Source organism: Prevotella sp. C561 (assembly GCF_000224595.1).
Classification (GTDB): domain Bacteria; phylum Bacteroidota; class Bacteroidia; order Bacteroidales; family Bacteroidaceae; genus Prevotella; species Prevotella jejuni.
Genome location: NZ_JH114140.1, coordinates 316,660 through 330,634, shown reverse-complemented (window position 1 = coordinate 330,634; position 13,975 = coordinate 316,660). Strand labels below are relative to the sequence as shown.

8 protein-coding genes are annotated in these 13,975 nt (G+C 40.7%); 4 read left to right on the top strand and 4 right to left on the bottom strand.

What is annotated here, in order from left to right; translation table 11 throughout:
- Window positions 1-759 precede the first annotated feature (759 nt).
- The 4 genes from HMPREF0666_RS02830 to HMPREF0666_RS02815 form a co-directional block, all read right to left on the bottom strand.
- A complete protein-coding gene (locus tag HMPREF0666_RS02830) occupies window positions 760-1,512 on the bottom strand; it encodes an ABC transporter ATP-binding protein (RefSeq protein ID WP_042855911.1) in 753 nt (250 codons plus the stop codon).
- A complete protein-coding gene (secA, locus tag HMPREF0666_RS02825; protein ID WP_009010798.1) occupies window positions 1,493-4,852 on the bottom strand; it encodes a preprotein translocase subunit SecA in 3,360 nt (1,119 codons plus the stop codon). The genes HMPREF0666_RS02830 and secA overlap by 20 nt, the downstream gene beginning before the upstream one ends.
- 94 nt (window positions 4,853-4,946) lie before the next feature.
- Window positions 4,947-5,315: a hypothetical protein gene (locus HMPREF0666_RS02820; RefSeq protein ID WP_009010797.1), complete on the bottom strand. Its 369-nt coding sequence runs from the start codon at window positions 5,313-5,315 to the stop codon at window positions 4,947-4,949.
- Between the two features lie 19 nt (window positions 5,316-5,334).
- The gene (locus tag HMPREF0666_RS02815; protein ID WP_042855909.1) at window positions 5,335-6,498 is read right to left on the bottom strand and encodes a DUF4105 domain-containing protein; all 1,164 of its coding nucleotides are present in this window, start codon (window positions 6,496-6,498) and stop codon (window positions 5,335-5,337) included.
- Window positions 6,499-7,781: 1,283 nt separating this feature from the next.
- On the opposite strand from HMPREF0666_RS02815, the gene HMPREF0666_RS02810 reads away from it, so the two are divergent.
- The 4 genes from HMPREF0666_RS02810 (at window position 7,782) to HMPREF0666_RS02795 (ending at window position 13,264) form a co-directional block, all read left to right on the top strand.
- Window positions 7,782-9,089, top strand: a complete 1,308-nt coding sequence (locus tag HMPREF0666_RS02810; protein ID WP_009010794.1) for a hypothetical protein — start codon at window positions 7,782-7,784, stop codon at window positions 9,087-9,089.
- 1 nt (window position 9,090) lies between these two features.
- Window positions 9,091-9,741, top strand: a complete 651-nt coding sequence (gene lptC / locus HMPREF0666_RS02805) for an LPS export ABC transporter periplasmic protein LptC (RefSeq protein WP_009010793.1) — start codon at window positions 9,091-9,093, stop codon at window positions 9,739-9,741.
- A gap of 9 nt (window positions 9,742-9,750) precedes the next feature.
- Window positions 9,751-11,016, top strand: coding sequence for a hemolysin family protein (locus HMPREF0666_RS02800; RefSeq protein WP_042855907.1), 1,266 nt, complete (start codon window positions 9,751-9,753; stop codon window positions 11,014-11,016).
- A 100-nt stretch (window positions 11,017-11,116) separates the two neighbouring features.
- Window positions 11,117-13,264 carry a peptidylprolyl isomerase gene (locus HMPREF0666_RS02795; protein WP_009010791.1) on the top strand — a complete coding sequence of 716 codons (2,148 nt, stop codon included), beginning with the start codon at window positions 11,117-11,119 and terminating at the stop codon, window positions 13,262-13,264.
- The last annotated feature ends 711 nt before the right edge of the window (window positions 13,265-13,975 follow it).

Genomic DNA, 13,975 nt, shown 5'->3' with positions numbered 1-13,975 from the left:
AATAATATTTTTTGTAATAGTTTACAACGTTGTTGTGTTTAATTGATATAAGGTGTTTGAAATCAATGGATATGTTGTAGGGTGTGATTCTCCGAAAACTTGAATAAGGATTAAGCCTTTCTATAGAACTACTCAGTCTTGAACTATATGGCATTTGTTTTGGGAAAGAACACTGTTTAACCTGTTGAGCCATACTAACATGGGTTGTACATAGTCTTATTACTTACGAACTTCTTGGCTCTCAATGATATATCACGATCGTGGTTACTATTTATGCGACGTGTGTTAATGCTTAAAACAGCAGTTGAACAAAGGTAGAAGCGTGCAGAAAGTCATTATAATAAGGTATAGTAAGCTATACTTGTCTATCTAACTTGTATGGAGAAGTCTTATTAGATACCAATAGTTTGCTATATTTCTCATGTTAATACACTACAATCGGTATGACTAATAGCCTTGAAAAACACTGTAATTTAAGAAAAGAAAAATAATTACATTTAATCATCAAAATATCATGTAGTTAAATGATAGATATGAGTAAAATGTAACCCCACAACAAGCAGATAACCAATAAGTTATGATAACGTTTGAAGAAGAGGCCTAATTAGGTGCAAGAAGGGCGTTAACAACACGCAAGAGAGGCATGTTCTTCAAGCTTGTTAGGCGTCTTTTAGAAGGCAATAGGGCATGTTCTGTGATAGAGTAGGGTTGAAAATGTTTTACAGATTATATGGTTTTTACCTCTTATAGAAGCCATTTCTATAAGAAGTAATTCTCTAATTCTTTTATTGTTGTTTCGTTTATCTTATCTATGTCTTTAACGATTGCTCCCCTCTCCATCAGTACTATTCTGTCACTAATATCCGTTGTGTGGTGTAGGTTATGGCTGGAAATGAGAATAGAAGCCTGATGTTGTTGTCTATACTTAGACAGTAAGTCCTTTAGTTGGTTCTGACTACTGGGGTCAAGGAAGTTGAATGGTTCGTCAAGAATTACAAATTTAGGACAGTGAAGGAGGGTAGCAGCAATACCAACCTTCTGTTTGTTGCCTGCAGAAAGCTCCCGAATATAGGTTTTCCCGTTAAGGATATCTTCACTAAGAAAGGGAGAGAACGACTTTATTCTTTCTTCTAATCTTCCTTCCTCGATGTCATTGACTTTACCAATAAAGGTGAAGAACTCTCTTGGCGTAAGGAAATCAATAAGGAAACTCTCATCGAGATAGGCAGAGACATAGTTCTTCCATGACTCTTCAAGATGAGAGACTCTTGTGCTACTAAGGCTAAGTTTGTCTTCACGCTGATTGTTTGTCTCATCCGAAAGACAGAAATTAACCTCACCGCTATCGGCTTTTATGAGGTTCAGAATCAGTCGGAAGAGTGTAGTCTTACCAGCACCATTATTCCCAACAAGTCCAATAATCTCGTTAGAAGGGAAACAAAATTCGGGGATAGACACAGCTGTCTTATCCCCGAAAGTCTTTATAAGGTTATTAACGAATATCGCGACCATGGCAATTCTTGAATTTCTTACCGCTACCACATGGGCATGGGTCGTTAGGACGAGGCATCTTGTCAGCACGATATGGCGTGTGGTTCACTTCTTGTGCCCCTTCGCGGGTGTCATGCTGAGCTGCAGCAACCTGATTAGGGTCGTTAAGTTCAACCTTCTCCTCCTTGTACTGCTGGCTATGTTGCTCTGGAGCAGCTTCCTGAATATCCTCAGCAGGCTGCATCTCAGGTATCTGACCGCGCATAAGAACACTTGCCGTACGGTTGTTCATATCGTCAATCATGTTGTCCCACAGCTTTACACTCTCCAGCTTAAAGATGAGTAATGGGTCCTTCTGCTCGTAAGATGCATTCTGAACAGAGTGACGTAGGTCGTCTAACTGACGTAGGTTCTCTTTCCAATCATCGTCGATGATATGGAGGAGGATTACCTTCTCAAATTGTTTAACAACCGATTTAGCTTCGCTCTCGTAGGCTTCTTTTAAGTCACAAGGAATGTTGTAGACACGTTGTCCATCTGTGATAGGAACCATGATACGCTCGTACATTGCCCCTTGGTTCTCATACACCTCTTTAATAATAGGCCATGCAACAGTTTGGATACGCTCAGTCTTACGTGTGAAGGCGTCCATAGCAGCTTGGAAACTGCGTTCAGCAAGTTCTTCAGTATGACCTGCAGCAAGCTCCTCTTCGGTGAATGGGCATTCCATTGCAAGTACTTTCAAGAACTCTTCTTTGCATCCTTCGTAGTCATTGCGCTCGATAATGCTTACACAACGGTCCCAGATGATATTAGAAATATCCATACCAATACGCTCACCCATCAATGCGTGACGACGCTTCTCATAGATAACCGTACGCTGCTTGTTCATGACGTCATCGTATTCCAACAGACGCTTACGGATACCGAAGTTGTTTTCTTCAACCTTCTTCTGGGCACGCTCGATACTATTAGATATCATTGAACTCTCAATACGTTCACCATCTTCAAAGCCGAGGCGGTCCATTACCTTAGCAATACGCTCTGAACCGAAGAGGCGCATCAGCTTGTCTTCAAGTGAGACATAGAACACTGATGAGCCAGGGTCGCCTTGACGACCAGCACGACCACGCAACTGACGGTCTACACGGCGGCTTTCGTGACGTTCAGTACCAATGATTGCAAGACCACCAGCATCCTTAACTTCCTGCGTGAGTTTGATGTCGGTACCACGGCCAGCCATGTTAGTTGCGATGGTCACAGCACCGAGTCCGTCTACAGAACGACCAGCCTCAGCTACGATCTGAGCCTCCTTAAGGTGCTGCTTTGCATTCAATACCTGGTGAGGAATCTTACGCATGTTAAGCATCTTACTTAAGAGTTCACTAATCTCAACGGATGTTGTACCCACAAGACATGGGCGGCCTTGATTTCTCATAGTCTCAACCTCGTCGATGACAGCCGCATATTTCTCACGTGCAGTCTTATAAACACGGTCTTCCATATCCTTACGTTGGATAGGACGGTTCGTAGGTATCTCTACAACATCGAGCTTATAGATATCCCAGAACTCGCCCGCCTCGGTTGAAGCAGTACCCGTCATACCTGCAAGCTTGTGATACATACGGAAGTAGTTCTGTAAGGTGATGGTAGCAAAAGTCTGTGTTGCAGCCTCCACCTTTACGTGCTCTTTGGCCTCAACAGCTTGGTGTAAGCCATCGCTCCAACGACGACCTTCCATGATACGACCCGTCTGCTCGTCGACAATCTTAACCTCACCGTTCAAGACAACATACTCATCGTCCTTATTGAACATGGTGTAAGCCTTCAGAAGTTGCTGTAAGGTGTGTACACGCTCACTCTGAACACCATAGTGAGCCATCATTGCATCTTTTCTTTCGATGTATGTCTGCTCATCAATAACGTGGTCATCTTTCTGCTTCTCAAGTGCGGAAAGCTCTGTTGTAATATCTGGTAAGACGAAGAGCTGATCGTCCTTAACCTGATTAGCCAACCATGCAGTACCCTTATCAGTAAGGTCGCATGAATTCATCTTCTCGTCTGTTACGAAGTAGAGAGGCTCAATAGCCTTTGGCATTTCGCGGTTGTTATTAGCCATGTAATACTCCTCTGTCTTCAGCATACCAGCCTTGATACCTTCTTCAGAGAGGTATTTAATGAGAGCCTTGTTCTTTGGCAGTGCCTTAAATGAGCGATAGAGGGCAAGGAAACCTTCCTCTTGTAATTTCTGGAAAGTCTCTTTGTTGTTAGCATTCTTCTGTGCTTCAGCCAACTTATGGCGTGCTTCAGAAAGAAGCTCAGTAGCTTGCTTGCGCTGAACCTCATACAGACTCTGAACCAATGGTTGGAATTCTTCGAACATCTGAACGTCACCCTTTGGTACAGGACCACTGATAATAAGTGGTGTACGAGCGTCGTCAATCAGCACAGAGTCGACCTCATCGACGATAGCATAGTTGTGCTGGCGTTGTACAAGGTCTGCTGGTGACACTGCCATATTGTCACGTAAATAGTCGAAACCGAACTCGTTGTTAGTACCGAAGGTGATATCAGCTTGATAAGCCTTACGACGAGCAGGCGAGTTAGGTTGGTGCTTATCGATACAGTCAACTGAAAGACCATTGAACATATAGAGTGGTCCCATCCATTCAGAGTCACGCTTTGCCAAATAGTCATTGACTGTCACGACGTGAACACCGTTTCCTGTGAGGGCATTCAGGAATACTGGTAGGGTAGCAACAAGCGTTTTACCCTCACCTGTAGCCATCTCAGCAATCTTACCTTGATGTAGAACGGTACCACCAAATATCTGTACATCGTAGTGAACCATCTCCCATTTCAAGTCATTACCACCTGCTGTCCAGTGATTATGGTAGATAGCTTTATCGCCATCAATGGTAATAAAGTCCTTTGAAGGGTCGGCTGCCAACTCGCGATCGAAGTCTGTAGCGGTGACAATTGTCTCTTCATTCTCTGAGAAACGGCGTGCGGTATCTTTAACAATAGAGAAGGCAACAGGCATAACCTCGTCGAGTGCTTTCTCATAATTGTCCAAAGCCTCTTTATCAAGTTTATCTATTTGATTGAAGATAGCCTCACGCTCTTCAAGAGGTGTCGCTTCGATCGTTGCACGAAGTTCTGCCATCTTCTCTCGTTGTTCCTTACCTGCGTCCTGAACATACTGTTGTATCTCCTTTGTTTTGGCGCGCAATTCATCATTGCTAAGTGCTTTTATCTCTGGATATGCAGCCTTAACCTTGTCAACGTAAGGCTGAATAAGCTTCATATCACGTGTTGATTTATCTCCAAAAATTGCCTTTAATATCTTATTGAAATTCATTTATTCTAAATCGTTTGTTTATTTATACGTGAGGTAGTTACCACCTCTTATTATATTACTAATTCCAAGCAAGCTAATATTAAATAGTTGCTTGTTACGATAAAGAATATAGATTGGGGGCACGAATCTTAATTCCACTCCTCGACGAAGGGTTTGGAAGGAATTGTTCTAACTTTTGGTAGTTATTTGATTTAGCTTTGAAATCAGTAGGATAGTTGTCATATAAGTCTGCAACAAATACTGCTTTGTTTTGTGCAGGTTCTATTTCTTCGTCCTTCTTAATCTGCTTAAAGGCCTCAAGAACAGACAATATATCTTGTTCAACGCCCTTAAATGCTTGTTGATGACAGAGGTCTTCGATGTTAACATCACCCAATGCTATCTTTAGCACAGACTGATAGCTCTGTGCTTCTACTCCTGTTGTCGCAAGAACGACAAGTAAAGCGGTGATGTATTTATTCATTATCTTTTATCTCTTTGAATTACTTCACGGTAGTAACCGATTTGCTAATTCGTAAATGTACTATGCAGTGTAATAGCAAGAATGATGCCACAATTATTATTGGAACGGGTATTTCTTGGATAAAACGTCCGAGAAGTCCTATTATAATAAGTATTCCCCATATCTTCCACCACAATGTTTTCTTCCTTTTAACGGTAGGATAAAGAAAGAGCAAAGGTAAAGGATTGAAGAAGAAGATGATGAAATTCAAACTAACACACGGGTGTTGTGAGAATATCATTATAAAGAGAATAATACCAATAAGCCCTGATGTTAGCATTAAAACGGCATCCCAAAGCCAGTAAACACGCTGTTTTCGATAGCTAAAGAGCGTTATTATGATGCTGATGGTTGCAAAAAGAAATGCAACAAAGATTGGAGAGAGTAGTGACGAAGGCTCTGCCTCTGTTGTCTCAGCTGGCAATAGTTCGTTAGTTTGCTTTACTAAAGGCTTCCCGTTATAGGTTGCTTTATCGAAATCAAGCCTTAAGTTCTCTGGTAGAAACTGCTGTTCAGACTTTGTTGTCTTACGGTCAGCATTCACACCCAGTAGGAGGTCTTCCCCAAACTGTGACCACTTATCTTTATAGTTCCATTCATGTATCATAGAACGGAACGTTGCATCTGGTTTAGCTGGCGGATAAACGACCCTTCCATGCAGATGGTTGACTATCATGTCACGGGCCCTTGTAGTGCAGTTGTCAAAGAAGTAGTTGTAACGATAAACCACATTCTCTGGCTTCATGTTCTCCTGTAAAGCCTCATAGATAACGTCCTTGTCCTTAGGTGATAAGTTTAGAACCTGCTCTACAACGCCTCGTCCCTCGTAACTATATTGTGCGAGGAAATCATCCATGGCCTGTATGCCCATGCGATAGTCGGTCATTCCAAGTACAAAACGAGGAATAAAGTAGGTTTGATCAAGGGAGAATATACCATAGTTAATGGCCAAGTCTAATCCTTTCCCCTTGTCATAATAGCGAATGGCGGTGTGTCCATATTGCGCCCAAACCTCTTTTCCAGGCGAACAAGTTAGGAGGGATATTTGAATACTATCGTTATTATTCATAGACTGAGCTCCTGCCGTAATATTAACGACAGACAAGAGAGCAGTCAAGACAATATATAGTAATCCCTTCTTCATTTCCGTCGCAAAGTTACTAAAAAAGCATGAGAGCACAAAGAAAGCTTATTAAAAATTATTGTTGACTAATAAAACTTATTAAGCAGCTTGTCTTCTGTAATGTTCAGTCGACATTTTTACAGTCTTTCAAACAATCCTCATTATTCTCTTTGGCCTCTGCTTGTGTGCAAAATTCAGCGTAACTCCGTGAGAGATGAATGTGTATTACTGCATTTGTTGCTTTTATCATAGAGTATTTTCAGTAATCACTTCCTATTTCAAAGATATTTGTTTGATTGTAAAAAATGATTACATGGGAGAGGTTTAAGTATCTTCAAAGGATTGGTATATCTTTTCTTTAGGATAAGTTTATAACATTCATATAATCAGGATATTATAAGTAGCGTTTGAGAAGATGCCTTTCTTGCTCCAAGAAGGGCGTCTTTAACGTGCAAGAAGGGCGTTTTCTTCGATGTTGAAGAGCATCTTCTCATTCCATTCCTACCCTCTTCTCCGAATCTGTAGGGTGTGATTATTGAAATATCCTTACATTTATAAAGATTATGTTGAGTATTTCTTCGTTCCCCTCGGTAGCCTAATTTGAATAATTCGATGAATATTTATCGCAGAACAACACAGAAATCTTGCTTATAGGCGTAGCTTTACAAAGGTCTTTTCTGGCACGAAACATCACAGAAATTAAAGCTAAGATGAGTGATATTACGTTGTACTTTTTTAGGCTTAATGGTTCTTCGAGTACTCTCGCTATGTATGAAAAGACGCTGTTTGGGCTGTGGTCTCTTTGAGTCGTAGAGCGCCCATAAACTTTTGTTAGCAGTTTATGAAAGCAGTAACCTTATAATCTACATTCGGTTCCATTCTTTCTTATCGATCAGTGATAACCCTTGCCTTTTCAAACATATCTAAATTACTTGCTCGTAAGAGACGAATTTCTTAAAATCAATTTTCCTGTCATTTCTGTCATCTTAAATGTGTGCTTAATTGCTTATAATACAATGGATTAACATTAAATGTTAAAAGTGACAGCAAATAAAAATAAAACTTATTTCGTTATATGAGCTTTTATATTCGACTTCATTCGGTAGGCTTTACCACTACAAACGTTTAGTGCGTCTCCGACTAACGAAGGTAAGAAATCATAACTTTTGTATTGGAAATATTTATTGAACATTACTATTAAAATTCAAAATCCTTTATTGTTTTTCTGCAATATAGATTTTTTTTAATAACTTTGCGCCAATATATCGTTAAGACATATCGTCAGAATAAGAAAAAGAAAGCGAATGAAAAAGATAATTGCTACAGCATTCCTTGTAGGACTTGCTTTACAAGTGTCAGCTCAAAGTGGTACGAACTCTCCATATAGCCAGTATGGATTAGGCGCTTTGGCTTCTCAGGCAACAAGTTTTAATCGTGGAATGAACGGACTGGCGTACGGCTTTCATGAGCACAGCCAGGTTAACTACATGAACCCTGCTTCATACGCTTCAGTTGACTCTCTTTCGTTTATCTTCGATGCTGGTGTAAGTCTTCAGTTGACTAATTTTGAAGAGAAGGGAAAGAAGATCAATGCCCAGAATGCTGATATTGAATATGTTGTTGCATCGTTTAGAGCGTTTAAGCACGTGGGTGTGAGCTTTGGTCTCTTACCTTATACAAATGTGGGTTACAACTTTAGTAACACGCAGAATGTAAATGCTTTCCCAAGTACATCGTCTCCTAATGCCACCTATTCTAATACGTATAGTGGTAATGGTGGTTTGCATCTCGTTTACTTGGGTGCGGGTTGGGAGCCATTCAAGGGCTTCTCTTTTGGTGCGAACATAGCTTATTTGTGGGGAACACTAAATCGTAATTCTACTAATTCATATAGTGATAGTTACGTAAATACCCTTTCTAAGAACTATACAGCGCAGGTGAAGAGTTATAAGGCCGACTTTGGTGTGCAATATACTTATCCTATTGACAGAAAGAATGAGTTGACCTTGGGTTTAGCCTATTCTCTTGGACACACGTTAAACGCAGAACCAGAGTGTGATTTGATATCAACTAACTCGCAGACAAGCGTTTCGGATACAACACGTTATGTTGTTTCAAAGGCTTTTGAACTCCCACATACGTTCGGTGTTGGTTTGATGTTTAATCATAACAATCGTCTAAAGTTCGGTGTTGACTATCAATTGCAGAAGTGGGCTAAGATTAGATACCCACAACTCAATACTGTTAATGGTACGACAAGCTATAGTCTTGTTGATGGACAGTTTAATGATCGTCACAAGTTGACGCTTGGTGGTGATTATTGCAAGGGCGAACGTTATCGTGGTTTCTTTAGTCGTATGCACTATCGTGCTGGCTTCAGCTATGCAAGTCCATACTTGAAGATAAATGGACAAGACGGTCCACGTGAATTATCAGCAAGCCTTGGTGTAGGTATTCCTATCATGAATGCCTATAATAATCGTAGTATGTTGAATATTAGTGCAGAGTGGGTAAACCAGAGTGCGACAGGTCTGATAAAGGAAAATACATTCCGTATCAACGTTGGTCTGACCTTCAATGAGCGTTGGTTTGCTAAGTTCAAGGTAGAATAATATGCGTTCAAGCCTTTATTCTCTTATAATATGTTTGGTATTACTTACGGCGAGCTGTGCCATAGTCTCCTGTTCAGAGGAGCATGAGCATACAGCTCCTGCTATTCATGACCGTGACTCGGTGCCGGTTATGACGACGTATGGTGTCAATACGCTCATTTCTGACTCGGGCGTAATCAAGTATCGTATTGTTACTGAACAATGGGATATTAATCAGAATAAAGATAACTCTTCACGTTGGACTTTCAATAAAGGAATCCTACTAACACAGTTTGATTTGAAGAAGCATGTGGTAGGTTATATCCAATGTGACAGTGCTGTCTATTCCGATAGAGACCGTCGTTGGCAACTTCATGGACGTGTCAGAATCCTGACAGCGCAGGGATTGTCTTTTTATAGTAATGAATTATACTGGGATGAGAGGAATCATGAAATGTGGTCGTACACCTATTCTCATCTTAAAACGCCTGATAAGGAGTTAGAAGGTAATTGGTTCCATAGCGATGAACAGATGACGAATTATGAAATACGTCAGACGAAAGGGTGGGGTATATTCTCAGATAAGGATATGATGTCGCCTGCTGCTCCTCCTTTTGCACCAATGGATACCACGCACGTTGACAATATGAAAGGTCCAGTAGTTAAACAATAATTATAGAAATTGGATATAGATTTAATCATAGGAATAATCATTACGATGGCACTCTCCGCTTTCTTCTCAGGAATGGAGATTGCTTTCGTTTCGAGTAATCGTCTTCTTGCCGAGATGGATAAGGAGAAGGACGGTATTGCACAGAAGTGTTTGACCATCTATTACAACAATCCAAACGGCTTTGTGTCTACTATGCTTGTAGGTAACAATATAGTACTTGTTATCTATGGTATCTTCTTTGCGCAAATCTTCGATACTACGCTATTTGCTTCGTTTGACTCGGCTACACGCGTGGTGTTGGATACGTTATTATCTACACTTGTCATTCTTTTTACAGGTGAGTTCTTGCCAAAGACTTTATTTAAGAGCAATCCGAACCGACTACTTACGTTCTTTGCTCCTTTGGCGTATATCTTTTTTATTATCCTTTGGCCTATTAGTCGTTTTGCGACCTTCCTTGCTCGTGTTCTTCTGCGTTTGGTCGGTGTAAAAATAGATGAGGAAGAGAACGATGGTACGTTTACGAAGGTTGACCTCGACCATCTTGTGCAGAGTACAATAGAGAATGCTAAGAACGAAGACGATATCGAAGATGAAGTAAAGATATTCCAAAATGCTTTGGACTTTCAAGACACGAAGGTGCGTGATTGTATGGTTCCTCGTACAGAGATTAAAGCTGTCGAAGAGAGTTGTAGCTTGGAAGAATTGCAGCAGATGTTCATCGAGAGTGGTAACTCTAAGATTATTGTCTACGAAGGAGATATTGATCACATAAAGGGATATATTCATTCCTCTGAGATGTTCCGTTCGCCAAAGAATTGGAAAGACCATATCCGTCAGTTGCCGTTTGTTCCGGAGACGATGGCAGCGCAGAAGCTGATGCAAGTTTTCCTACTTCAAAAGAAGAGTTTAGGTGTAGTTGTTGATGAGTTCGGTGGTACCAGCGGTATTGTGTCATTAGAGGATATCGTTGAGGAAATCTTTGGTGAAATAGAAGACGAACACGATAATACAAAGTATATTGCTAAGCAGATAAACGATAAAGAATATGTTCTTTCGGCACGTTTAGAGATAGATAAGGTAAATGAGATGTTCAATCTTGATTTACCAGAAAGCGACAATTACATGACTGTTGGCGGTTTACTGTTGCATGTCTATCAAAGTTTCCCGAAACTGAACGAAGTTGTTACAGTTGGTCAATATGAGTTTAAGATAATCAAAAAGACGATGACTAAAATAGAACTCGTACGGCTAAAAGTCAATGATACAGAGTAATTTCTAAAAGAAAAATTATGATACTTGCCCATTTTTTTGTATTTTTGTGCGCAATTTGTCATACTGAATAGAATAATTAAAATCAAATAATAAATCTAAAATGGCAGTATTAGGAAAAATTAGAAGCAAAGGGGCTATACTGGTAGGTGCTATCAGTCTTGCCTTGATTGCATTCTTGGCTGGAGATGCGGCCCGCTCATGTGAAGGTATGAAGGGTGAGTCGCATCAGCAAATTGGTAAGATTTTGGGCGAGAATATTAGCGTCCAGGAGTACCAGAAGTTGTTTGATGAATATCAGTCAGCAATTAAGTTTACCATGCAACGTGATAACCTCTCTGAACAAGAGCTTAACCAGGTAAAGGACCAAGTATGGCAGCAGTTGGTAAGCAGTCGTGTACTTGAGGCTGATGCAAAGAAGGTTGGTCTCACTGTTACGGAGAAGGAAATTGAAAACGTATTGAGTGAGGGTACGAACCCAGTGTTGACGCAGACACCATTTGTTAACCAGCAGACTGGTCGTTTCGACGTTAATGCACTCAAGCAATTCTTTGATAGTTATAATAAGGCCAAGGCAGCTAAGTCTCCAGAGCTTGATCAGATGCAGGCTGTCTATGACTATTGGCTCTTCGTAGAGAAGAACTTACGTACACAATTGCTTGGTCAGAAGTATCAGGCTTTACTCGCAAGTTGTGTTCTCTCTAATAAGGCTGAAGCTACGATGGCTTTCAAGGACAACAATGAGGAGAGTCAGATTCAGCTTGCTTCTTTAGCTTATAGCTCTGTGAAGGATGCTGACGTTAAGATTTCAGATGATGACTTAAAGGCTAAGTACGACGAACTCAAGCCTGCTTTCCGTCAGAGTGTTGAGACGCGCGACATTAAGTTTGTTGACTATCAGATTAAGGCAAGCGCTGCCGACCGTAAGGTGGTTGCTAAGGAGATGAATGATTTCCAACATCAGCTTGCAACAGCTACCGATCCTTCTGGTGTTATCAGTAAGAGTGGTTCTGAGATTTCTTATCTTGGTCTTCCTGTAAGTAGTAAGGCTTACCAGCAGTATCCTGATATTGCTTCAAAGATTGATTCTCTTTCTGTGGGTACAACTGGTGTGTTCGAGAATAGTCAGGACAATACGTTGAATGTTATTCGTGTATTCTCAAAGGCACAGTTGCCTGACTCAGTACAGTTCCGTCAGATTAGTGTTGGCGCTGCAACTCCTGATGAGGCACGTGCAAAGGCTGACTCTATTCAGAAGGCTTTGGCTGGCGGTGCTGACTTTGAAGCTCTCGCTAAGCGTTACGGTCAGACGGGTGAGAAGGCTTGGTTTACTGGTCAGCAGTATGAGATGGCACCAACTATGAGTGTTGATAATCGTACTTTTGTTAATGCTTTGCTTAATGGTGAGGTGAATGCCACTCAGAACCTTGCGCTCACACAGGGTAATGTTATTTTGCAGGTTCTTGACAAGAAAGCTTTCACAACTAAGACAACTGCTGCTATTATCAAGAAGCCTATTGACTTCTCTAAGGATACACGCAGCAATGCTTATAATAAGTTCTCTGAGTTTGTTGCTAAGAGCTCTTCTATTGCTGAACTTGAGAAGAATGCTTCTAAGTCTGGCTATCGTGTACAGTCGCTTAACGACCTTTCTACTGCTGAGCATTATGTTGGTGGTATTCAAGGTACACATGATGCACTTAAGTGGCTCTTTAGTGCTAAGCAGGGTGAGATTTCTCCACTCTACGAGTGTGGCGATAATGACCATCTCTTAGTAGTTGCTTTGACAGCTGTTCACCCACAGGGTTATCGTCCTTGGGATGATGCACAGGTTAAAGAGGTTCTCAAGCGTGAAGTAATGAAGGACAAGAAGGCCGAGATGCTCATGGCAAAATTGAAGGGTGTCAACTCTATTGCTGCGGCTCAGTCAAAGGGTGCTAAGGTTTCTACGGTTAATCAAATTACATTCTCTGCTCCAGCCTTCGTTCAGGCTACTGGTTCTGTTGAGCCTGCCCTCTCTGGTGCGGTTGCAGGAACAGCTGCTGGTAAGTTCTCTAAGGCTCCTGTTAAGGGTAATGCTGGTGTCTATGTGTTCCAAGTAGTGAAGAAGGTTATGCGTGCTGGCTCTAAGTATAACGAAGCAATGGTTATGCAGCAGACTGCTCAGATGAATATGCAATTAATCAGCAACTTCATGCAGGATCTTATCCTCAAAGCAAATGTTGTTGACAACCGTTACCTCTTCTTCTAAGAGAAATCGTAACACCTTATATATATTAGACGGATGCACGGCAAAAGTGCATCCGTCTTTTGTGTTTATATCGTCTTTCTTTTCTTTTATATAGCTTGCTATATTGCTCTCTATTCTTTTATGTAGCTTGCTATATTGCTCTCTATTCTTTTATGTAGCTTGCTATAGAGTTTTCTAATCTTTTATATGGCTTGCTTAATCTTTCTCTTAAATGACTTGTTCCCAATTAGTTTAATGTTTACAAAGCCATGTGCGCTGAGCGTTGCGAGTATTGTCGATAGTACGCAAGTAAGGAGCCTTTTCTGATGTAGTTTTGTTATCAGCATGTGTTCATTAGATAATTACAAGGACAAGATACTTTGCTTGACGGTTTTTACTAAACGGCCTACTTAGCATATTGCTTTTGCTCGATGTGTTCGACGGTCTTAACGTTAAAGATTGGCTAAGTAATTCGATTAATTTTTATATTTTTTACTATATCCTTGTTTGTTTCATATATTCTCACTACCTTTGCGCCCAGTTAAATTAAAATTAACTCGCAATAACGATGAGAGTCATAAAGAATATAAATTCAGCAAAAGTTTGCACCTTAGGAAATAAAGGTGTAGACTCGATTTGTGCTGTATTAAATTCTTTAACGAAGAAAGATAGAAAAAATATCGCAAATTATTTGGTAGTTCCAAAATAATTTTGTACTCTCTCTCTCTCTCT

Coding starts and splice junctions, on each gene's coding strand:
- HMPREF0666_RS02830 (WP_042855911.1), bottom strand. CDS start 1,512: ATGGTCGCGATATTCGTTAATAACCTTATAAAGACTTTCGGGGATAAG.
- HMPREF0666_RS02810 (WP_009010794.1), top strand. CDS start 7,782: ATGAAAAAGATAATTGCTACAGCATTCCTTGTAGGACTTGCTTTACAA.
- HMPREF0666_RS02815 (WP_042855909.1), bottom strand. CDS start 6,498: ATGAAGAAGGGATTACTATATATTGTCTTGACTGCTCTCTTGTCTGTC.
- HMPREF0666_RS02820 (WP_009010797.1), bottom strand. CDS start 5,315: ATGAATAAATACATCACCGCTTTACTTGTCGTTCTTGCGACAACAGGA.
- secA (WP_009010798.1), bottom strand. CDS start 4,852: ATGAATTTCAATAAGATATTAAAGGCAATTTTTGGAGATAAATCAACA.
- lptC (WP_009010793.1), top strand. CDS start 9,091: ATGCGTTCAAGCCTTTATTCTCTTATAATATGTTTGGTATTACTTACG.
- HMPREF0666_RS02795 (WP_009010791.1), top strand. CDS start 11,117: ATGGCAGTATTAGGAAAAATTAGAAGCAAAGGGGCTATACTGGTAGGT.